Source organism: Stieleria sp. JC731 (assembly GCF_020966635.1).
In the GTDB taxonomy this organism is placed as follows: domain Bacteria; phylum Planctomycetota; class Planctomycetia; order Pirellulales; family Pirellulaceae; genus Stieleria.
In genome coordinates this window covers 1,074,989-1,097,502 of record NZ_JAJKFQ010000001.1, presented here as the reverse complement: position 1 = coordinate 1,097,502, position 22,514 = coordinate 1,074,989, and the positions used below count along the sequence as shown (strand labels likewise).

The following is a 22,514-nucleotide window of genomic DNA, read 5'->3' as shown; positions in this document are numbered from 1 at the left end:
CTCTGGCGAATCACACGAACTTTATTGCCATCCGTGACGGCACAGCACGAAGCCTACTTCAGACCAACCGCTAGCTCCGTTGATCGATATCGCCCGCCACCCACCTTCCCTGCAGACATCGCCCCCTGCTGCAGAACTGGATTTGACAAAGGGAACATCCAAGACGTGTGAATATTGTCGTGAAGAACGTCGTCGACCACCAAAGTCTCTCGACGACGTCATAGCCGGTAGTTAACCTGCAATCCGCACAACCGGTACGACCTACATTGATGTTCGAAGGAAGAAGACATGCGTCTTTGGCTATTGCTGCTGATTGCGGGATGGGCAACCAGTTCTCAGGCGGGACTCACCTTCTACTCCAATCAGCTTGCGTTCAACAACGCAACTGCGGGTATGTTTTTCGAAACCGAGACTTTCGAAGGCTACGCCGCCGGATTGCTGGGCGACGATATCGAACACGCGTTCAATGGTTTCACTGCAAAGTCAGTCGAAACCGCTGGTGCGGGCGGCGGAGCGCTCGGATCAACGGCCTTCTACGTGTCACCTGGGTTTTCTGCGGCTGGCCTTTCCCCGTTCACAACATCAACCCACCTTGGTTGGACCGAAGAAATTGACACCCCTTTGGTCAAATTAACTGGCGATGCAGATTTTGGCCCGAGTGTCACACTTAAATTCAATCAGCCGGTCAACGCAGCATCTTTTCTGTTTCTCGACAACGACCAAAGCGACCAATACGAGCTGAGTATTGATGGCACCAATATCGGTAGCCAATTCCCGAATGGACTTGCTAAGAAAGTCCTCTTCTTCGGGATTGTGGACGACACCGGAACCTTCAGCGAACTGACCTTTACTCCCGAAACATCAGGTGCTGGCGGTTTCGTCGATACCTTTGGAATCGACAACGTCAGCTTCTCTAGCAACGTCACTGTACCAGAACCGACGACGGCATTGAGCTTCTTGGCCATCACCACATCGGTATGCCTTTACCGACGTCGCCGAGTGTAGTCTGGCAGATCAATCCTGCCGCCAGTTCAAGACTGGCATCCTAAAAGAGATTCAACGAGACAACCCTCCGCAGCCCGGAGGGTTGTTTTGTTGCTGAGTCGCTGGAATCGCTCGACGGATCAGCTTGCAATTGGCCAAGCGATGAAGCCGATCAGCTTAGTCATGCGATTGAGGCATGACTACGAAGGGTCGTATGCCAAGTTGGGTGACAACCAACGTTCGACTTCTTCCAAAGGCATACCTTTTCGCTTCGCATACGCTTCGATCTGATCTTTCGTCATACGGTCGACAGCAAAGTACCTTGCGTCTGGGTGCGCGAAGTACAAACCGCTGACCGCTGCACCTGGCGTCATCGCGAATGAGCTGGTTAGTTCCACCGTCGTGTTCTGCTCGGCATCTAGCAAATCAAACAGTGTTCGCTTCTCGGTATGGTCGGGACAGGCGGGATAACCAGCCGCGGGACGTATGCCACGATACTGTTCGTCGATCAGTTCATCGTTGGACAATGCTTCCTCGTTCCCATACGCCCAGTCTTGTCGAGCCTTTTGGTGCAACAGTTCTGCGAAAGCCTCGGCCAAACGATCGGCGACCGCTTGGACCATGATCGCGTTGTAGTCGTCACCAGCCTTCTTGTACTTCATCGACAATGCTTCGGCACCGATCCCAGCAGTAACAACAAAACCACCCAGGTAGTCTTCGCGTCCACTCTCGATTGGGGCGACGTAGTCAGCCAACGACCGAAAATCTTTCTGACCTTTGCGTTCCCATTGCTGGCGAAGGAAATGGAAACGTGTCAATTCGGTCTGGCGACTTTCATCGGTAAACAGAACGACATCATCGCCATCGCTGGCTGCTGGCCAAAAGCCATACGCGGCACGAGCTTTGATCGAACCGTCTGCGATGATTTGATCGAGCAACTGCTGCGCGTCATCAAACACCTTTTTTGCCTCTTCACCGACAACGGGGTCGCTGAAGATTTTGGGATACTTCCCCTTCAATTCCCAAGTCATGAAAAATGGCGACCAGTCGATGTAGTCGCGAATTTCGGCAAGAGGGTAATCCTCTAGAACTCGAGTGCCGGTAAACGACGGTTTGTCGATTCGCACGTTTGCCCAATCGGTTTTGAATCGCTGCTCAAGGGCATCCTTGTACGACACCAACTTTTGGTTTCTTTCACGAAAGCTAGCTGCGAGCTGTGATTGGATTTCATCATTCTTTTGAATGAATCCTTTCCGCAGGTCGTCACTGAGCAAGCTTTCGACAACGCCTACGCTGCGGCTCGCGTCGGTGACGTGAATGACCGGCCCTTCGTAGGCGGGTGCAATTTTCACCGCGGTGTGTTTCGCACTTGTCGTTGCGCCACCGATCAGCAGCGGCATTCTCATGCCGCGACGCTTCATCTCGCGTGCGACCGTCACCATTTCATCCAGGCTCGGTGTGATCAAACCGGACAAACCGATCATATCGACGCCGTTCTTGGTCGCTTCATCCAAGATGGTTTCGAAGCTGACCATCACGCCCAAATCGATGACTTCAAAGTTATTGCACTGCAACACGACACCGACGATGTTTTTGCCGATGTCATGAACGTCGCCTTTGACCGTCGCGATCAAAAACTTGCCGCGTGACGATGCCTGGTCCAACCCGGCCGCTAGCTTTTCTTCCTCCATGAACGGCTCCAGATAGGCCACAGCCTTTTTCATGACCCGCGCCGATTTAACAACCTGAGGAAGGAACATTTTGCCTTCGCCGAACAAGTCGCCAACGACTTGCATGCCGCCCATCAACGGACCTTCGATCACCTGCAAGCAACGGTCAAAGTTTTGACGTGCTTCCTCAGCATCTTCTTCGATGAATCGATCGATACCTTTGATCAATGCGTGTTTCATCCGCTCGGCAACAGGAGCATCACGCCAAGCTAAATCTTCACCGGATTTCTTTTTGCCGCTTCCTTTGACGGTTTCGGCAAATTCCAGCATACGATCGGTTGCATCGTCACGACGATTTAGCAGTACGTCCTCGACATGCTCCAGCAAGTCCTTGGGAATCTCTTCGTAAACATCAAGCTGCCCTGCGTTGACAATCCCCATGTCCAAGCCAGCTTCGATCGCGTGGTACAAGAACGCACTGTGCATGGCCTCACGCACACGATCGTTCCCCCGAAACGAGAAACTGATATTGCTGACACCGCCGCTGGTTTTCGCACCGGGACACTCTTTTTTGATCCGGCGAACCGCGTTGATAAAATCAACCGCGTAGTTGTTGTGCTCTTCGATCCCGGTCGCGACCGTCAGAATATTGGGATCAAAGATAATGTCTTCTGGTGGAAAGTCTGCTTGGCTGACCAGCAAGTCGTAGGCGCGTTTGCAGATTCGCACCTTGTCTTCCTCCGTCGCAGCTTGACCCTTTTCATCAAAGGCCATAACCACAGCCGCCGCACCATACTGACGCACCAACCTCGCACGCTGAAGAAACGTCTCTTCGCCGTCTTTCAAGGAAATCGAATTGACGATCGCTTTCCCTTGAACGTTTTGCAGTCCCGCTTCGATGACTTCCCACTTGCTGCTATCGATCATCACCGGTACCGACGCCGCAACCGAATCGCCTGCGATCAATCGCAAGAACCGCGTCATCGCTTCGGCACCGTCAAGCAATGCATCGTCAAAGTTGATGTCGATAATTGTCGCGCCGTTTTCGACCTGTTCACGTGCGATATCAACCGCCGTGTCATAGTCTTCTTCGCGAATTAAACGAGCAAACTTGCGACTGCCGGTGACATTGGTGCGTTCCCCGACCATCGTGAATGTCACCTCGGGTCGCATGACCATTGGCAACTGTCCCGAAAGTCGTGTGTAAACCGGTCCGGTACTTTCCTGTTTTGGCTTCAGTCCTTTGACTCGCTCAGCCATTGCACGAATGTGGTCCGGCGTTGTTCCACAGCAACCGCCAAGAATATTAATCCAACCATTGTCAGCGTATTCACCGACGATGTCGGCCATTGCTTTTGGGCCCAAATCGAATTGGCCCATATCGTTGGGAAGTCCGGCGTTGGGGTGGCAACTAACCGGAATGTCGGAAACGTTCGACAATTCTTCGAGGTGCGGACGCATAATGTCCGGCCCCAATGCACAGTTCATTCCGATCGACAGCATCGGGAAGTGGTCGAGCGCTGTGAAAAATGCTTCGACCGATTGCCCGCTGACAAAAGTCCGCCCGCCTTTGTCAAACGTACCGCTGACCATCACCGGCACTCGCCGACCACCGGCATTAAAGAAATCTTTGATCGCGAAGAGGCACGCTTTCAGATTTAGCGTGTCGATCGCGGTTTCCGGCAACAGGATATCCACACCCGCTTCGACAAGGGCTTCGACCTGGAAACGATAGCTGTCGCGCATCGCCTGAAAGGTCGTCTTGCGATGGGCCGCATCATCGACGTCGGTACTGATCGCCAATTGCATCGCCGTCGGACCGATGGAACCGGCAACAAATCGCGGCTTGTCCGGCGTCTTTTCGGTGAACTCCAGCGCAGCCTTCTTCGCACACGCCACTGCCGCATGATTGATTTCGGCGATCACGTCGTTGGAAATGTTGAACTCGATCGCTCCGACAGGCGAAGCACCGAAGGAATTCGTTTCGACGATGTCTGATCCGGCTTCGAAGTAGGCACGGTGGATGTCCGTGATTTTTTCCGGGTGGGTCAGACAAAGGATGTCACTAAAGTTCTTCAGGTCGATGCTAGCATCGTGATCTGCAAACCGGTCCGCACGGACTCCAGCTTCATCCAGCTTTAGCCGCTGGATCATGGTTCCCATCGCCCCATCGAGCAGCAGGATACGATCGCGGATCAATTCTTGGACGAGATTGGCGGAGGAATCTGTTTGGAGCATCTTCAATCGGCGTAAATATGAGTTGTTTTGTCGGGAGGTATTCTCTTATCCAGCTGCTAAATCGACAAGCCGGACGTCTTTGGGGTCTTCTCGGTGAAATGACCTCGGTGAAATGACACTGAACATCAGCCTTGCCCTAACCGGTCAAGTTCCGCTATTCCGCAATAGCCTGAAGACCGGTAGGGTTCTCCACCGATAATTCCCCAGGGAGTTTGGCGGTCCCTCAGGAAAATTGCACACAGAAAAGTTGCACACGATCGGGCAAAGCGATTCGGAAACCGTCAGGATGACCGCGTTCCGATTCGATCAATGACGGATAAAAGCAGAAATCTTGCTGCGGAAATTCACGGATGGACTACGACAGAGACACAACCGACAGTGGAAAGAGTTCACGCCGAAATCGGCGAGGGGCTGATTCTGCGTCATCGCACCCCGACCATCTGCACCCACATACAAAGCCCTTGGGACCGAATCCGAGCGGCCAAGGTGCTCCCACGGGGGAAATTCCCACACTTTTTGAACTTCCCGACTGCACATCCGAAGGCGAAAGTCGTCGCAGGGCTTCACGGACCATTCTTTATGACATCCACAGCCCCCACTCGGGGCCCCCTGCAGGTCATATCGACCCTCCGTCTGGCAATTTCAGCAAGCTAGCGTCGACTCCACCCTACACACCCGATGGGCATGCACCATCGGTTAACTTTGTTGATGGCGACAATCCGGTTCCAGAATATGGACCGTCGGGGACCGATCACGATCAGCCCGCTCCCGAAAGAATCGCTGCCTACCACGAGTCTGCTGAGCCGAAATGGGCCGACGACCAACGATCGGTTTGGCCAACTCGCATCGGCGTGACGATTCTTGTTTTTATCCTCGCGTCACTGTCGTTTTACTTCGGCCGCAAGTCGTCTCCAGAAACCAGTTCCGAAGATTCGATCGCCGAATTGGCAATCAACGAAGATGACTCGATCATCTTGATCACTGGCGAGTCGATCGATGCCGACTCGACTAACAGCGACAACCCCGTCGAAAAGGTTGCGTCAGAAGTAGCCGACACCGATGACAACCTGTCTGCGAACACGCCGCCACTGCCCGATACTGATCTTCCCGCTGCCGATCAGACAGACGCCACCGAAGATCTGCTGGCCAGAATTGCCCAAGCCGCGGATGAAGACTCGGTGATCGTTCAGCCAGACCCACAATTGGAAAACGCAACCTCGGACGGTTCAGTAACGCAATCTCCCGTCGTTGACTCGGCGGCTGCTTACACGACCCTTCCAGGCACCCCGTTGATGGATGTGGAACGTTCGATGCCTTCATCGATTGGGATGCCCACCGAATATCAATCGGGATCCGAAAGTGCCCCGGTTGGCCAACCGATCGTAGCGAATCAATTTTTCGAAAACGCAAATACCACCGAACAATCACAGCCTTTGTATGGAGGCGCAGTTGATCGCGTTGTTTCCTATCGCGGAGACCCTAGCAACGATTCGCTCGGCAACGATTTGCCACAAGGAATGGCAGATCGCCTGAAACTAGAAGAAGGCTTGCAATACACCGGTACGCCCTACCCCATCGGAAACTTCCTCGAAATCCTCGAAGCTTGGGAAGCGTCTGAACTGCGATAACCGCAGCGACGGAGATATTGAATTCTTATGAGCATCAAACAATCTTTCATCGGTGCCTACGCACGTCAGCGTCCCGGACAAGGTGGTCGTACTCACGATGACGCGGCGAACGTTCAGCCAAATACCGAGCCACACGGGCACAGCGAACCAAGCAGTGTCCCTTCGAACGAAACACCAGCTGCCACCAAAGAAACACAACAATGGCTGGAAGGCGAAAACGATCAAGTTCTAAGAATCGATCGGCCACTGCCTCACCCACCCCAACAGACACCTTCCCAAGCCGAAACGCAAACTCCGGAAACCGCGTATCACAGTGAAGCTCATTTGGTCACCGCACCAATGGCTCCACCGACATTTGATACCGGATTTCAAGCGACGACTCTGGATGTCGATCAATTGCTTCAGATGCCCAGCATCGAAGCCCCCAGTCCGGAAGCAATCTCCGACCTGCCAGCCACCGCACCCGCACAACCACCCGCAGCGAATCCGGCAATTCCCGATCCAACAGCCGAGATTTTGCCCGAACGTTTGGCTCCACACCACGAGCCCACCAAAGATCACGCGGCAACCGTGGAAGCGATCGCCCGCCAACAGGCTATCGAATCTCAAGCGGCTACCTACCAAGCGACAACGCCGCCGGTTTCGCCAGCACCTGAATCGACAAACGTCCGCTCCAATCGCTGGAACGGAGCAGCATGGGAGGTCGATGCTTTTTCGATCCCACGTCATGTCGCCGAAACCTTTTTCGATGAAAACTTCTTTCGGTCAATCGCCGATCACCTCGGTCAATCTGTTCGTGCAGGACTAAGAAGCGTGCTCGTGACCAGCCTTTGCAGTGGTGAAGGCCGTTCCACGACAACGCTTGGCACAGCCATCGCTGCAGCCGCGACAGGACTTTCCGTTGCGATTGTTGATGTTGACTTGGATGCTCCTGGACAGGCCGAACAAGTACGACTGGATGTTGAATCCGACTGGGTCACCGCAGTTCGCCAAGGCCAGCCTTTGGAATCAATCGCGATCGCTTCAATCGAAGACGGCGTCACACTGCTGCCGCTGCTGTATTCCGATGAAGGCTCGCTTCCGGCGACATCACTGGACCTGGACCGCTTGATCGATCAATTGCATCGATGCTTTGATCTCGTTTTGTTCGATGGCCCATGTGTGAACAACTGGGCAACAGCACGACTCGCCTCTGCTGTCGACTCATGCCTGATTGTTCGTGATGCACGTACAACGGACAAAAAACAGATTTCTTTTGCCGCCGCATCGCTTAAACGACAAGGCGTGCAAGGCATTGGCGTCGTTGACAACTTTGTCTAATCTCACTCGCTCAATCCAGTTGAAGACAGTGGATCGCCACGACGAGCTTTCCAGGTAAAGCACTAAAACGGATCATTCCAAAGCAGCGTCAGCCGAGCCACGGTTGATTACGGCGTTCTCAATATCAAACGTCCCGCGTTGCGAGACGTCTTTGATCGAACCCGAATCGCGTTTCGCAGTTGCGATGTTTCCGATTCGACATCGCCAGCGACTTCACAGAGCAACCGTGTGATCGCAACCCACTCGCTATCGTTGTCGTCGTCTGTGATTTCCATGCTCGCAGTCTAGCTGGACTTCGTCTGCCTTGAATGCCGGAACTTCCCTGGTTTCCAAGCAGCCGCTATTAAATCTTTGCACTTGAGAATACAGGTGCGGTCACCGAGTTGGACGCGCAAACGGATCGCGATTCACGTAAACTAAGATGCGTGCGTCGCAGGTGTAAACCTTGTGCCAGATCCATTCTCCTTCTCCTGCCCGGTTGGCATCGTGCCACAGACTTCGAATCGACATTGCGTCCCTTCAGAATCGCCTTGGATCCACCGGAATGATTTGGCAAGACGGCACAACATCACGTTCAGTTGGAAGCGTTTGACCGCAATCACGTTCTGCGTGATTGTGATCACCGGCTGCGGAAGTAGAACCTCCAATCCTGTGCAGCCCGATGTAAACGACTCTTCCGCGGCTAAAACCGGCGAAGGCCAATCCCGCCAAGAAGCAGAATCAAATCCTGTAGCCGGACCAACGATCAAGGTGACGCAGGCCTCTCTGCCATCGGGATATGTTGGAACAAACACCTGTGCGAAATGCCATCCGAACCAACTGCAAAGCTACTTAAAAACTCACCATAGCCGTTCTCTTCAGCTGGCAAACCAAGCGGACTGCCCCACAGGGCATGCTTTCGATCATGCGGCCAGCAAGCGTGATTACCAAGTCATCAAGCAGGGAGATCATTGGTTCCATCATGAAAACCGATATTTTGGTGAAACGCCCCAGACACCGAACCAAATCACAACTGGCCACTACCCTGTCGAATACGTCATGGGCAGCGGCGCGTTCGCCAAAGCTTACTTGGTTCGAGACGGCGACTACCTTCTACAGTCTCCCATCACTTGGTACGCGGCAGCCGATCGCTACGCCATCGCACCAGGATATGACACGGCCAATCAACAAGGCTTTCGACGTGTCGTGACAGACGGCTGCATGTATTGCCATGCAGGCCTTATCAGTTCCGACAAAAACAACACCAATCGCCTAAACATTCACGAACTGGCGATCGGCTGCGAAAGATGCCACGGCCCCGGCGAAAAACACAGCGAGCAACACAACGAGCGGGTCGAAAGTAAAACCGACGAAGCTGTTGCGGGCCAAAAGGTCGATACAAGCATTTTCAATCCGGCCCTCGCCGACCGTTCTCATTCCGAAGCCGTCTGTGCACAGTGCCACCTTGATGGTGATGTCACGGTGTTCGCCGAAGGCAAAGATCGCTGGGATTTTCGCCCAGGTGAAGCGTTAGCAAAACTGCGATCGGACTACAAAGGAGTCGGTGACCTTGCCAGCCAAAAAACATTTTCCAATCACTTCGATCAAATGTGGAAAAGTGAATGCTACACCCAAACCGAAACGCTGACTTGCATCACCTGCCATGATCCGCATTCAAGCATCGAACCTGTCAACAAAGTGGAGCATTTTCGCAAGCTCTGTTTGTCCTGTCATGGAAACGATGACTGCCACGAACCACTACAGTCCAGGAACGAAGCCAATCAAAACGCTTGTGTGAAATGTCATATGCCACAAAGCCCAAGTGATGTCCCACACACTTCGACGACCAATCACCGAATCGCGGTTTACTCAGACACCTCAGCTGATCCGGCCGAAAACGAATCTGAAAGCTCGATCAGGCTTCTGACTCGCGGCGAAAACAAATCTAAAACGCAGGCGCAACTGAGCGATGACGAAACGACTCGCCGCGAAAAACTTGCCGCTGCCAAATTAGCAATCTTGCAAGTGTTCGAAGGGAACGACAAACCAATCTTGGCGATCGACACAGGCGAATTGATTAAGTCACTGCCAGAGCTTACAGACCATCATGTGGTTATTGCCAAAGCAGCCTATCGTCGTGGACAAGCACTGTCGCGACAGGATGATCCATCCGCCGATCAAATCCAAACCGAGTACGCTCGGGCACATCACTACGCCGTCAAAGCACTGCGAGAAATCAAAACGGCAACTTCGGATCGGCAAGAACTGCTCGAATTACTCGCCGACAAGTTGATGATGGATCAGAAACTTAGCGAAGCACTTCCCCTCTACGAAGAACTGGTTCGTATCCGCCGAGATCCACGCGACTGGTTCAACCTTGCACTATGCTACGCTGATCAAAAACGCATTGCCGATGCGGAGAATGCACTGCAGCAATCGATTCAAATCGATCCCAGCTACGCCAAACCCTACTCGTCACTCGCTAAAATCTATGTCCATCTCGATCAAGCGATGGCTCGGCAATATGAATCTCTCTTTCGATTGCTGAGTGGTCAATAAGCAGCGAATCTCAGGGTGTGATTCGACTTTGCTTGCAGATTTCGCTGCTGATTAATGACAAAAGATCGTAGCGACGAGACGCATGATTGCATGGCACGGCAATTTCCGATGGAATGTAATTAGGCTGACTCTCTCGCCCCACTCCCTCCGAACGTGATCGATAACCCCCTCATGGTTAGACAACTTTTCTTCGGCATTTTTGCCATGGCGATGATTCTCGCCGGCGGTGCGACCAGTCGAGCGGCTGAACGCCCGAACGTCTTGATGATTTTGGTCGACGACCTGAAACCCGCGATGGGATGTTACGGCGATCCCGTTGCCAAGACTCCTAATCTTGATGCCTTAACCGCACGAGGCATGCGTTTCGATGCTGCTTACTGCAACCAAGCGGTTTGTGCGCCATCACGTTTTACGTTGATGCTTGGTTCGCATTCGACGTCGACCGGGCTATATGGATTGGGCAGCCAGCTGCGTCAGATCGTTCCCGACGCGGTCACCCTCCCACAGCACTTTGCAAAACACGGCTATCGAACCGAATCACTGGGAAAGATTTTTCATATCGGCCACGGCAATAACGGTGACCCAGAATCATTCTCCGTGCCGCACTTCAAAGAGAAGGTGATCGAATACAACGATCCCGAAAGCACCGATGGTGGCAAGCTAACTCGTGAGGAAGCGTATTTCACCAATCAAGAACTGCACCGGATCGGCAGCTTGCCACGTGGTGCCGCTTATGAAAATCCAGACGTCGAAGACCAAGCCTACGCCGACGGCCGAGTCGCTGCCGAAACGATTCGCCGACTGAAAGCTGCAAAGGAACGTCGCGAAAAAGATGGCACCCCGTTCTTTATCGCAGCCGGATTCGCACGCCCGCACATGCCATTCAGTGCGCCAAAGAAATACTGGGACTTGTTCGATCCGGCCAACCTGCCTATGCCAACTTTGGAAACATTGCCTGAAGGTTCGCCACGTGTTGCGGGAAAACGAGGCGGCGAGATTTCGAATTACAAACCGGTCCCTCAAGACCCCAATGCAGACTTTGGCGACGAACTGAAACGTAACCTGATCCACGGCTACTATGCCAGCACCGCCTATGTCGATGCACAAATCGGCAAAGTCATCGACGCATTGAACGAAGCCGAGATGGCCGACAACACCATCATCGTCCTTTGGGGCGACCACGGATTCCACCTTGGCGATCTTGGAATTTGGACCAAGCATACGAACTTTGAACAGGCCACTCGTATCCCAATCGTCATCGTTGCACCCGGAGTCACCGAAGCGGGATCTTCAACGAAACAACTGGCCGAAAGTGTTGACATCTACCCAACGCTGGCCGAATTGGCTGGACTCCCCGCACCGACCGGCCCACAGTCAATCGACGGCGTCTCACTGGTTCCAGTCTTAAAAGACCCAAGCCAACGTGTCCGCGATCACGCCTATCACGCCTATCCGAAATCGAAACTGGGTCGAGCCATTCGCACTGATCGATACCGATTGGTTCAGTGGAAACAGCCCGATGCTGCCCCATCGACTGCCGAATACGAACTTTACGACTACGCCAACGATGCGATCGAAAGCGTCAACCTCGCGGACTCGGAACCGAAGTTACTCGCCGAGCTGAAAGCGATACTCGATCAGTACCCTGAAGCAGTCACACGTGGACCACGACGCGCAAACAACAGCAAGCAACCCGAGACGTCTCCTGACATCGCCAATCGTCCGATTCAAATCGATGCGACCATCAAAGGCGCCAAGCTGTCAGGCGTCGTTTTGGCCCAAGGCGGAATCCAACAAGGCTATTCGTTGCACCTTGAAGACGGCCATCCCATCTTTGATGTGCGAATCAATGGTGAAGTCACCCGGCTGAAATCATCGATCCAAGTCAGTGGCCGCACCCGTTTGCACGCCACGCTGGATACTAAAACGATGACACTTGCGATCGGTGGTGGAACCCCGATCGAAGTTCGCTCACCAGGCCTAATCCCAGTGCAACCCATTGATGGGCTTTCGGTTGGCTTTGATGATCGCTCTTCCGCCGGCGACTATGAATCGCCCAACAGCTTCACCGGTACGGTCGTCAAGCAACTCGTTTCTGTCGGCGAACCACAAAACGATATCGCCTCGTTCAATAGCCGCGAAGGTCGCTGGACTGCGAAACGGGCCAATCGCTGGTACGACGAAATCGAATGGCCTATCGGTGCAAACTATGTCCCATCATCGGCGATCAACCAGTTGGAAATGTGGCAAGCGGATACCTTCGATCCGGAAACCATCGATCGTGAACTGGGCTGGGCAGCCGAGATCGGCATGAACACCATGCGTGTCTTCTTGCATGACATTCCTTGGAAAACCGATGCCGAGGGCTTTTACAAACGAATCGACCAATACCTCGATATCGCAAACAAACACGGCATTCGAACCATGTTTGTGTTTTTTGATGGCGTCTGGCACCCGTACCCCAAGGCGGGGCCTCAGCCTGAACCCACCCCAGGTGTTCACAACTCCGGTTGGGTGCAATCGCCCGGTCGCGAAATCCTGGAAAGCTCGCAAAAACAAGATGAACTGAAACCTTACGTTCAAGCCGTTCTGAATCGATACAAAGACGATCAACGGGTTTTGATTTGGGATCTATTCAACGAACCAGACAACCCAAATTTCAATGCGTACGGTGGTGGTGGAGCAAAGATCGAACTTGAGCAGCCGGAAAAAACAAAGCATGCTTTGGAGCTACTTGAGAAAACGTTCGCGTGGGCTCGCGAAGTCAACCCTTCACAACCCCTGACCGTCGGGGTTTGGCGTGGCAACTACCTTACCCAGCCAACCGACTATCAGCGAGCATGCATCGAAAATTCCGATGTGATCTCGTTCCACAGCTATGACGGCCCTGAAAAGACGACCGATTTGGTTGACGGCCTCAGTCGACTTGGACGTCCACTGGTGTGTACGGAGTACATGGCAAGGGGAAACAATTCGACGTTTGAAGGTATCTTGCCGATCCTCCATCGCAATCGCGTGGCCGCATACAACTGGGGCTTCGTCAACGGTCGTTCACAAACGATCTTCCCTTGGGACTCATGGAAAAAGGCTTACACCGAAGAGCCCGATCCTTGGTTCCACGATATCTTTCACACCGATGGAAAGCCCTATCGCTTGAAAGAAACACGGTTGATCCGTCAACATTCATCTCAGCCACCAACCAAACCCGCACTGCAAACTCCTGTCAGTCAAGCGGACGCCCCCGAGGCGATCAAAGCTGGACTGGAATCACACGATCGTGCCCTGTTTATCAAAGAGGGCTGGATTCGTGATCCATACATCGTTCGTGGCCCCAATCAGTGGTACTACCTGACAGGAACAACACCCAACGAAGGTGACGTTCGCGAGTCGTCGGATCCCTATAACACCGGACTTGGCCCGCTGAGCCTGGTTGGACGTTCGGCTCGCGTCTGGCGTTCCCGTGATTTGATCCAATGGGAATCACTCGGCTCCGTCTACAATCTCGAGGACGGGATCTGGGCCGAATCCGATCCAGACGCCTTCGCCTCAACACCCAAAGACGATTGGCGATTGTGGGCCCCTGAACTGCACTGGACTGGGGAACAATGGGCTCTCGTCCATACCAGTCCTTCACCTGTTAAAGGCGCCAACCTTTCCTTGACCAAAGGCGAAAACGTCTCTGCCCCTTGGACCAATCCGATGGGCCAAAAGATCGGTCGTCGTCACGACCCTTCTTTGTTTCAAGACGATGATGGTTCATGGTGGATCGTCTATGGCGCGACCGACCTGGCGCCACTAAAGAAAGACTTTTCAGGCTTGGCCGCAAAGCCCGTTGCCATCGGACCGTCTGGCGAAACTGCCAAAATGGGACACGAAGGCTGCTTGATCAAAAAGATTCATGGCAAGTACGTCCTATTCGGAACGGGCTGGTCAACATCCAAAGGCCGACGCGGAAGCTACAACTTGTACTACGCGACAGCTTACAAAATCACCGGTCCCTACAGCGAACGCAAATTTGTCGGTCGCTTTCTCGGACATGGCACACCGTTCCAAGACGACCAAGAAAGATGGTGGTGCACCGCATTCTATAACGCGAACGTTCCACCACTGAACGCCGACGGAATCGAAACGGTTGATCTCAGCCACACGGCGCAGACGATCAATCAACGCGGGACAACGATCGTTCCGCTCGATGTTCACTTGGATGACAAGGGTGAACTGTTCATTCGAGCCAAAGTCAGCGAATACGCGACACCCGGCCCGGACGAGCTGCAGAAATTCTGAGCCATCGCCGGTATCGGTAATTCGGCGCGGCTGCAGCGCGGACCTGCCCGACGCGCCGCGGAATTTCAGTGTATCTCTTTACCAACTCCCATTAGTGTTCTATTAGTGAAAATTAGTGTTCCCAAATTCCCAACCACTAATCTTCACTAATTGAACACTAATTGAGACATCTGAAAGTCCTTGTGCATCCGCGTTTGCTTACCGCATGCAGGATGACTCTTGCCGATTTACGGGTGAAAACCCGTATCGGGGCTCAAAATACAGCGTATTGGCTGCTTTTCACAACGTCACAGAGATTCAGAGGTAACGACGTTTCTACGCCGTCAGGTGGTAAACCGCGAGCTAGGCTTGCTGAGGCATTTGCTCCCAGTCCCGCCCCTTCCGACTCGTTGCCCCCCTGACGATCATGGAACAGTTTTCCGACGAACAGTGGATGATGCTTGGTACAACCGGCATCGTCGTTATCCTTGTTGTTTCGCTTCTTGCCTTTCTAGTGATGGCAGGCTCGCTGAAGCTTTGCTTCTCGATGATCGGCAATCGCTCGCCTTCATTTCTGGCATGCATCGGTTGGCTGATCGCGATCATATTTGTCAACATGACCATTTCGTCTGTTGCCGGCGCAACGCTCGGGCCATTTGGGTACCTCGCTTCGCTGCCGGTAACTTGGTTTGCAGCCTCTTACATGATTTCGATGGCTGGTGAATGTGGCCTGCTACGCGCGTTCGCCATTTGGATCGCTAACGGTTTCGTTTCAACGTTCGGAATTATTCTAGTGGTGCTTGGAACGCTCGTTCCTCTAGGGATGCTTGGTGGATTCAGCAGCGAAGGCTTGCAGGCCCAATTGAAAGCCATGGAAGAACAGATGCAAGCTGCCGAAAACGAATCTGGCTTTGGGCAAGCTATCGAATTAGACGATACCACTCCGGTTGTCTTCGAACAGGCTATCGAAGTCCCAGCGGTTAATACGCCAGCCCAGGATCGCGACAGCAACCACACCGAAGGTCCAGCCCCACAAGCGATTTCGGTTCCCGCTGCACAGCCTCAGATCAAGTCATCGCCAAAGCGGGCAAATGACGGCAGCACGCTGAATCCATTCTTCCAATAAGCTCAACATTGTTGGCTGCGGATTACTTGTAGGCCGAGGTTGAACTGATGTAGCGGGCCGGCAGAACGGTTGTGCTACTTGCGCAACCGATCACGAAACTGCATGAAGACATCAACCAGCGCCCAATCAAATGACATTTGATGGGCTTCGGTTAACTCCAACGCATCGGCCTGTGCCTGCTTTGCTGTTGCCGGTCGGTGAACCTTCACTCGCCGAGTCAGGTCGGCAATCAGCGGTGAAATCAACAAAACCGCCGCGGCGAGGGCCAGCGCGACATGGGTCGTTTTCTTTTGTGTGTTTTGACGAATAAGATGACTCGTCGCCCGTTCTAACACTTGGTCACGATGACGCTGCGAAGCCCCAATGGATTTTCCCAGGTCAACCAACTGAGCTTCGATCAATCGTTGATCCCGATCTGAAAGGCTCATCAAATAGCCTCCGCCGGCTCGACGTTTGGGGTCGGACCACCCAACGATCGGCTCAACTTCCCGGAGAGCTTTTCCAGCCCGTAGCGGTAGCGGCTTGCAGCTGTCGAAGGTGACAACTCAAGGATTTCACCAATTTCGGCAAAGGTGATCTGCTCCCAAATCTTCAGCACGATGACTTCGCGTTGGTCATCAGGAAGAGATTCCAAGGCTTGCCAAATCACGCGTTTCTCGTCGTCCTGTTCGACGACGTCAACGGTTCTGCCCATCAATCGATCTGCAAGCGATCCGATCGCGGCGAGCCGAGAACGAGAACGGACGATGACAAGCGATTCGTTTCGCACCATTCGCAATAAATAGTGCCATGGTCGTTCCGCCCGCATCAGCAGTTCGGGCCTCGAAGCGACTTTTAACATCACCGTCGCGACGGCATCCTCGGCGTCATGTTGACGACGCGTGACGGTGGCGGCAAATCGCACCAGGCGGTCCGCCGTCAGGTCGTAAAGCTTCGCCAGTGCGAACGTCCTAGAAGACGCCACCGTCGCTTTAGCGACCTCGCGAGCCGCTTGGTGAATCTGGCAATTGAAAAGATTTGGATGTGCCATAACGGGACTTATGATGCGCGATCCTAGCCCATTTGTCTAATTTTTTTACTTCAGCCAGAAATTATTTTGGATAGCAAATGGGCCTCCGCCTCGGCGGAAAAGCCCCGCAACAGCCGCAGGTCCGAATCTAGTCGAAACCTAGCAGGCCATTCGAGTTCGAACTAGCGAATTTCGAATGGGATATTTGCTTGGCCAACTTTTTTGCCCAAGGCATCTTCGAGCGTCAACTGCAAGCGATAGGTTCCCTTGCGAAGCTGATCGGGAAGATTCATTTGGTAGGCCACAAAGTAGTCACGCAAACGGTTGCGAGATCGCTGCTGGTCGGTGGGCAGCAGCTGACTGACAACTTTGTTTCCGGAAGCATCAAAGATTTCGTAGCTGCCTTCCAAACTGGTTTGGAACAAGCCTCCCTGATCGACCACGGAAAAGTTTTCAACTTCACAGTACAGAATGACCTGCTGACCGGGAGCGAAACGATTTCCTTCGAAGGGTTTTACCTGACCGTATGATTCGATCTCGGTACAGAATTCCAAGTGGCGCAGTTCCAACGATTCCGTTGCTTCGGATAGGTATGCTGCCGCGGCGCGGAATCTTGGCAGCGCCTCATTGACTCGCTGTCCCGATGACGGATGGCCATCCGGATCGATCATCGTCCACAATCCGACCAATTGATTCTTCAGGAACTCGCGTTCGCTTTCATTAAAACCGTCCATCGACTCGATCGCGGTTTCCGGATCACCTGCGAGCACCATCAGGTAGCGGGCGATCACTTGGCGACGTTCAAGATCAAGCGGTGTTTCCCCAACCTTCGGTTCGACAATCCGCTCCAAAAGCTTGGAATATAGTTCGTCTTCGGTCAGCTCCTTTGCCGGACCGACTGTCTCGGAAGGACTGCCAACCAAGGTCGCACTTGTTTGTTGGTTCGACGCGTGTGAGACAGTTTGAACGCTGTCGGGCGCCGGAGCCATTGGCTCGTCATCTCCAACATAAGCATACGCGGCTGTTTTGGTGTCAGCGGACGAAGTGATCGAAGGCTTCCCGACACCGATCCGTTTCGGTCCTGGCCCATCATATTCGCCAGCAGAGCTGGGTAGCTTCGGCAGTGAATCGAGCGAATCTTCCAAGGCTGCAGCAAGCGCAAGCGGTTGACCTGTCTGGCTGATCGGACGACGACGAACCTTGGGAGTCTCCGATGCCACAGCCACCTTGGCTGCATCTTCGGTTTTAACCGGTGGTGTTGGGTGGCTTGCGACGACGGGTGGTTCAGCGACTTCGACAGGCGCTTTCACCCCAGACTCTTCGACACTTAAATCGGTCAGCGAGGCAGAGACCAGCCCGCCGATTGTGACCTTAATCTCGTCGTCATTTGCAGAAACCGGGCGGACCGTGGTCGTTTCGGTTTCCTGAACAGGACTTCGGTTGGCCGCAACCGATGCGCGTGTTTGATTGCGAACCGCCGAATCACGTGCGAGCGACTGACGCGTTGTCGTAGCGGCGGTCTGTTGCATTGCCGTGTTTGACAACTGATCGGGCGTCTTACTTTCAGCGACGACGACATCTTGAGGTGGCGTTGCCCGCTTTCCTGTGATCATCTCTTTCGCTCGAGACAACATTGAACGGTTTTCGCTAGGCTGTGAGCCGTAAACCTTGGTCGTAGCGAGCCGCTGCTGGGGCGCATCGAGCGGCGCCGCCGAAGAGGCACCCTCTTCAGTCACCTGAACCATGGACCCAGACGGTCTGGTCGAACGACAACCTGTGGTGCCGATCGCTAGCAAGACAGTCAAGCTAACCGATCCAGCACGGGTCAAGATCTTGGTCGAGCAGCAGTTGAGTGACGAGCGCATCCTTGCCTCGTTATTTTTCAAAATGGAGCTAAAGTTTGGGAATCATTCTGATACAGCAATGGTGAAACCGCAGCAAGCGCAGTTCACAAAGTGCATCCCCCGAACGTAGGAAACTAGCGAATCGCGTGTTTGCTATCAAAATGCAATCGCGATTGGCGTTGATCGTCAAGGGACATGCAGACCACTGCGAGACCGCTACGAAATGATCTCTCTTCGATTCTGTACGTAGTCCCAGAGAACAAAACGATCCAAATTGTGACCGCTGGTAAAGAAGACACGGCCCTTGGTGGACTTGGCCAAGCGGCTTGCGAATCGGATGTCTTCTTCGCTCTGTGACCAGCTGGGCACCAGAAAGATATTGATGGTGATACCTTCCTTGCTGCACAACATCGCCTCGCGCATGGTCGCCTTTTCTGTTTGCGGATCAGGCGGATACAGCATGTATAACCATTCGCCCTCGTTGTGCGCGGTGGGCAACCCATCGGTGATCAGAACGATTTGCCGATTGGGAGTATCCGTCAGCGCCAAATTTTGGCGAGCGAGCTGTAATGAACGCTGGATATTTGTAAAGTGCTGGTGGACTTGGGTCTCGCTGATGTCTTCGTCACTCATGTCGACCTTCAATCGAACCCAAGGGTCATGAATGGTGACGGGCTTGGGCATCAAATTGATAACTTCACCGGGTGAACGCATTTTCGCAAACGTGTACATCTCGATGAATCGCAAGAAGTCGCCGGGATATTCCGATTGGATCAGCCCCTGCAGCGCGAGTGCCATCCGTTTGACGTTCATGTACTGACCGTCATAGCGCATCGATCCGCTCATATCCATCACAACACAAGTCGCGCACTTTGGATGGTTTCGCGTTTTATGAATCTCGATGTCGTCGCTATGCAATCGCAGCGGTCTCGTGTCACCCTGCCGCAGCAGCGTGTTGATGATGGTTTGGGGGATGTCCATATTGGCAATGGAGTCACCAAACTCGTACGGCTTTGTTTGCTGCAATTCGACAGCACCTTCACCAACAATGTCACCTTCATGACGTCCGGTGCGTGAAGGAGCCAATTCGCTAAAGATGCGTTTTAGAAGCCGCCCTTGAAATACCTTGTACGCTTGAGGCGTGAGCCGAAAGTTACCCGATGCGTCACGCTCAAGTCCTTGACGTTCGGCCTGTTCACGAATGATGTTTTCGACCTGGCGACGCATCTCTTCCAGTTGCTGCAGATCTTGTGTGGGAACGAATTGGTTAAGCATCTCCATATCGATCAAACCGATTTGTGCGGTCTTCGCCGCCTCCTCGAGTTGCTTCAACAGCTCATCGATTTGTTCGAGCTCTTCTTTGATCTCCAACGCCTTCGGAACGGACATCGATTCGTTTCCGGTGAACTCGTACTTACTATCGAGTTCTTCGATGTTGTGCTTATCCGCCATCCGGGAAGCAACTTTCAAAAGATCCGTCGACAAGCTACCGCCACGGCTTTCGGTCCGATACCACAAGGCTTCCAGCAAGTACGGCTGTTCGCGATTGATCGCCTCGCGAAATGTTTTCTGCAAATCCTTGGGCGGCTGCACCTGCTTAGCGGCATTGTGAAATGCTTTGCGAGCTTTTTTCTGGACCGAATGAGACTCATACGTTTCGAGAATCTTCCGTTTTCGTTCTTCCAACATCTGCTTTAAGAAATCGATGCTGGGGCCCAGCCCTTTAATTTGGCTGGGATCCAAGCGGACAGCGCGTGCGAGTTCTTCTTCGCTCAGTTCACGAAATTCCCCATACATCATTGCCTGCTCGAAAGCGGGCGAGATCAGGTCGGGTGCTTCCTGCGATGGAGGCGGAAAGCTTGCCGGATCATACTTTTGATAGGCATGAATAATGCCACCGACTTTTTTGCGCATCGCCTGCGTCCTCCGACAACCAATGATTCAAAACCCCGTTTCATGATTGATGCGATCTACCAAGTCGATGAAACGTCCACTGCTAACCGATCAGCACGACCCTAGTGCTTCATCCCAACTCGATTTTAGGATTAGCCGAACCCGTCTTTTCATTTAATTAGCCGCATGGCGTTAGCCACGGTTTCTGTGTAATAACCGGGGCTAACGCCCGTCGGCTGATGACCCGAACCCCTTTGACCGGCCGGTCAGATCTCGTACTCGATTTTTCCGTGGCGTTGTGCTCGGCTGATCCGATCGATGCTGTACAGTCCCGCCAAAACAAATTCGACACAACTCGCTCGAACTGCTTCGCTTTCACTGGCATTGACTTCGAAAGCCATATCCCATGCGGGCGGAACACTTTTGAGACGTTCGGCATATTCTCGACTTGGCAGTAAATCTCCGACTTCGACCCGAACGCCACTTCGAAAGATCTCCGCTATCTCGGCGAGCCCGTGCTGCTGAACGTATTCCGCAAACACCGTTTCGATGGCTTTGGCAACGACGGCATCCAGGACCTGACGTTCGCTCATTTGGTGAGTCCCCATCAGATCCAGCTCCAACTTGCCGAGCGAACTTGAATAAAGGTGCCCCAGGTCAGAGATCCGTGGTACAGCGGGCTGTTCGCCATGCAAAATGCCTCGCTGACGAGCGGACGCGACCATGGTCCTGAAATTCGCTAGCGAAAATCGTGCGGACACGCCGGAGGCCTGATCGATGAATTTGCTTCGCCGAGCCTGGTTGGTGATCTCCTCGATCACTTGGTACATGAAATACGGCACTTCGACCGGATAACCACCGCCCAAATCATCCCCTACTTCTTGGCGAAGGATATCGATCCCCTGATCGCGTTCACTCGGATAGTGCGTTTGGACAATCGTGCCAATACGGTCCTTCAACTGTGGAATGACTTTTCCGCTGCGGTTGTAAGTCGACGGGTTGGCGGAAAACAGAATGACGATGTCCAAATCGAATCGCACGGGATAGCCACGAATCTGAACATCTCGTTCTTCAAGGATGTTAAACAACCCCACCTGAACCAAGTCATCCAGTTCGGGCAATTCATTCATCGCAAAGATTCCGCGATGCAGCCTTGGAATCAATCCGAACGACAACGCTTCTTCGGCGCTCATGCTGACGCCACCGGTCAATTTGGCCGGATCGATTTCGCCAATGATGTCGGCGAACTTTGTCCCCGGTGACAACCGTTCCGCATAGCGATCATCCCGATGCCACCAAGCAACTTTGATCTCTTCTGGACCTAGATCCTCAACCAACCGTCGTCCTAACGAAGTCACTGGCGTGGTTGGGTCTTCATGAACGGTCAAGTCGGGATGGTCGATGTAGGGAACCCACTCGTCTAAAAACCGAGTCAGCATGCGCATGATACGACTTTTCGCCTGTCCCTTTTCTCCCAGGAACAGCATGTCGTGACCGGCCAAGATCGCCAAATTGATTTCGGGGATGACCGTGTCGTCGTACCCAACGATCCCCGGAAATAGCTCCTCACCCGCGGCTAACATACGGGTAAAGTTTTCTCGCATCTCGCGTTTGACTGATTTGGATTTCCAACCGCTGTCAATCAATTCTTTGAGTGTTGTTGCGCTCGGGGCCATGCTCGCCTTACTCATTCAAAACTTCCTAAGTCTCGTCTCTAATCGCCTGCTTTGATTTGCCTGCGTTGTGCCTTTACTTCTTCGCCACGTGAATCCGGTCACCTGATGAAAAGGAACCGAACGTTTCAACCGGCTAAAATCGCCACGAGCAACTCAGCAAAGAATCCGTTGCAACCAACGCACTACCAGATCGACATAGCTCGCTCGATCCGCTGTGCCTTCGAGGGCGCTTGTCCGCTGGTTGCCTTGTCCGCTGATTGCATTGTACCCAACGGCAAACCTGCATCGCCGGACTGAAACATGAAAGACCACGACCGGACAATTG

Annotated in this window: 13 protein-coding genes; 6 read left to right on the top strand and 7 right to left on the bottom strand. The window is 53.3% G+C overall.

Annotated features, from left to right (window positions below):
* The first annotated feature begins 288 nt into the window (after positions 1 to 288).
* A complete protein-coding gene (locus LOC67_RS03630) occupies positions 289 to 1,005 on the top strand; it encodes a PEP-CTERM sorting domain-containing protein (protein ID WP_230261150.1) in 717 nt (238 codons plus the stop codon).
* A gap of 179 nt (positions 1,006 to 1,184) precedes the next feature.
* Here the strand turns inward: LOC67_RS03630 and metH are convergent, their stop codons facing one another.
* Positions 1,185 to 4,892, bottom strand: a complete 3,708-nt coding sequence (metH, locus tag LOC67_RS03625) for a methionine synthase (protein ID WP_230261149.1) — start codon at positions 4,890 to 4,892, stop codon at positions 1,185 to 1,187.
* Between the two features lie 350 nt (positions 4,893 to 5,242).
* On the opposite strand from metH, the gene LOC67_RS03620 reads away from it, so the two are divergent.
* Positions 5,243 to 6,520 (top strand): hypothetical protein, encoded by a 1,278-nt coding sequence (locus LOC67_RS03620; protein ID WP_230261148.1) that lies wholly within the window; start codon positions 5,243 to 5,245, stop codon positions 6,518 to 6,520.
* A 27-nt stretch (positions 6,521 to 6,547) separates the two neighbouring features.
* Positions 6,548 to 7,840: a division plane positioning ATPase MipZ gene (locus LOC67_RS03615; RefSeq protein ID WP_230261147.1), complete on the top strand. Its 1,293-nt coding sequence runs from the start codon at positions 6,548 to 6,550 to the stop codon at positions 7,838 to 7,840.
* A gap of 107 nt (positions 7,841 to 7,947) precedes the next feature.
* Here LOC67_RS03615 and LOC67_RS03610 read toward each other — a convergent pair whose 3' ends face one another.
* Positions 7,948 to 8,115, bottom strand: coding sequence for a hypothetical protein (locus LOC67_RS03610; RefSeq protein WP_230261146.1), 168 nt, complete (start codon positions 8,113 to 8,115; stop codon positions 7,948 to 7,950).
* 211 nt (positions 8,116 to 8,326) lie between these two features.
* Here LOC67_RS03610 and LOC67_RS27500 point away from each other — a divergent pair, with 211 nt between their 5' ends.
* The 3 genes from LOC67_RS27500 to LOC67_RS03595 all read left to right on the top strand — a co-directional run bounded on the left by LOC67_RS27500 (position 8,327) and on the right by LOC67_RS03595 (position 15,767).
* A complete protein-coding gene (locus tag LOC67_RS27500; protein WP_230261145.1) occupies positions 8,327 to 10,378 on the top strand; it encodes a tetratricopeptide repeat protein in 2,052 nt (683 codons plus the stop codon).
* 171 nt (positions 10,379 to 10,549) lie between these two features.
* Positions 10,550 to 14,662 carry a sulfatase-like hydrolase/transferase gene (locus LOC67_RS03600; protein ID WP_410001110.1) on the top strand — a complete coding sequence of 1,371 codons (4,113 nt, stop codon included), beginning with the start codon at positions 10,550 to 10,552 and terminating at the stop codon, positions 14,660 to 14,662.
* A gap of 406 nt (positions 14,663 to 15,068) precedes the next feature.
* Positions 15,069 to 15,767, top strand: coding sequence for a hypothetical protein (locus LOC67_RS03595; protein WP_230261144.1), 699 nt, complete (start codon positions 15,069 to 15,071; stop codon positions 15,765 to 15,767).
* Between the two features lie 74 nt (positions 15,768 to 15,841).
* Here LOC67_RS03595 and LOC67_RS03590 read toward each other — a convergent pair whose 3' ends face one another.
* From LOC67_RS03590 to LOC67_RS03570, 5 genes are all read right to left on the bottom strand, one after another.
* Entirely contained in the window at positions 15,842 to 16,195 is a 354-nt protein-coding gene (locus LOC67_RS03590) for a hypothetical protein (protein WP_230261143.1), read from the bottom strand.
* Positions 16,195 to 16,797 carry an RNA polymerase sigma factor gene (locus tag LOC67_RS03585; RefSeq protein ID WP_230261142.1) on the bottom strand — a complete coding sequence of 201 codons (603 nt, stop codon included), beginning with the start codon at positions 16,795 to 16,797 and terminating at the stop codon, positions 16,195 to 16,197. Before LOC67_RS03585 ends, LOC67_RS03590 begins: the two co-directional genes overlap by 1 nt.
* 161 nt (positions 16,798 to 16,958) lie before the next feature.
* Entirely contained in the window at positions 16,959 to 18,410 is a 1,452-nt protein-coding gene (locus LOC67_RS03580) for a hypothetical protein (RefSeq protein WP_230261141.1), read from the bottom strand.
* Between the two features lie 426 nt (positions 18,411 to 18,836).
* Positions 18,837 to 20,534 (bottom strand): VWA domain-containing protein, encoded by a 1,698-nt coding sequence (locus LOC67_RS03575; protein ID WP_230261140.1) that lies wholly within the window; start codon positions 20,532 to 20,534, stop codon positions 18,837 to 18,839.
* 245 nt (positions 20,535 to 20,779) lie between these two features.
* Positions 20,780 to 22,204: a magnesium chelatase gene (locus LOC67_RS03570; protein WP_230261139.1), complete on the bottom strand. Its 1,425-nt coding sequence runs from the start codon at positions 22,202 to 22,204 to the stop codon at positions 20,780 to 20,782.
* Positions 22,205 to 22,514: the final 310 nt, after the last annotated feature.

Bases quoted from the DNA above. Each gene is read 5' to 3' on its own strand.
- LOC67_RS03630 (WP_230261150.1), top strand. From the start codon at position 289: ATGCGTCTTTGGCTATTGCTGCTGATTGCGGGATGGGCAACCAGTTCT.
- metH (WP_230261149.1), bottom strand. From the start codon at position 4,892: ATGCTCCAAACAGATTCCTCCGCCAATCTCGTCCAAGAATTGATCCGC.
- LOC67_RS03620 (WP_230261148.1), top strand. From the start codon at position 5,243: ATGGACTACGACAGAGACACAACCGACAGTGGAAAGAGTTCACGCCGA.
- LOC67_RS03615 (WP_230261147.1), top strand. From the start codon at position 6,548: ATGAGCATCAAACAATCTTTCATCGGTGCCTACGCACGTCAGCGTCCC.
- LOC67_RS03610 (WP_230261146.1), bottom strand. From the start codon at position 8,115: ATGGAAATCACAGACGACGACAACGATAGCGAGTGGGTTGCGATCACA.
- LOC67_RS03600 (WP_410001110.1), top strand. From the start codon at position 10,550: ATGGTTAGACAACTTTTCTTCGGCATTTTTGCCATGGCGATGATTCTC.
- LOC67_RS03595 (WP_230261144.1), top strand. From the start codon at position 15,069: ATGGAACAGTTTTCCGACGAACAGTGGATGATGCTTGGTACAACCGGC.
- LOC67_RS03590 (WP_230261143.1), bottom strand. From the start codon at position 16,195: ATGAGCCTTTCAGATCGGGATCAACGATTGATCGAAGCTCAGTTGGTT.
- LOC67_RS03585 (WP_230261142.1), bottom strand. From the start codon at position 16,797: ATGGCACATCCAAATCTTTTCAATTGCCAGATTCACCAAGCGGCTCGC.
- LOC67_RS03580 (WP_230261141.1), bottom strand. From the start codon at position 18,410: ATGTTGTCTCGAGCGAAAGAGATGATCACAGGAAAGCGGGCAACGCCA.
- LOC67_RS03575 (WP_230261140.1), bottom strand. From the start codon at position 20,534: ATGCGCAAAAAAGTCGGTGGCATTATTCATGCCTATCAAAAGTATGAT.
- LOC67_RS03570 (WP_230261139.1), bottom strand. From the start codon at position 22,204: ATGAGTAAGGCGAGCATGGCCCCGAGCGCAACAACACTCAAAGAATTG.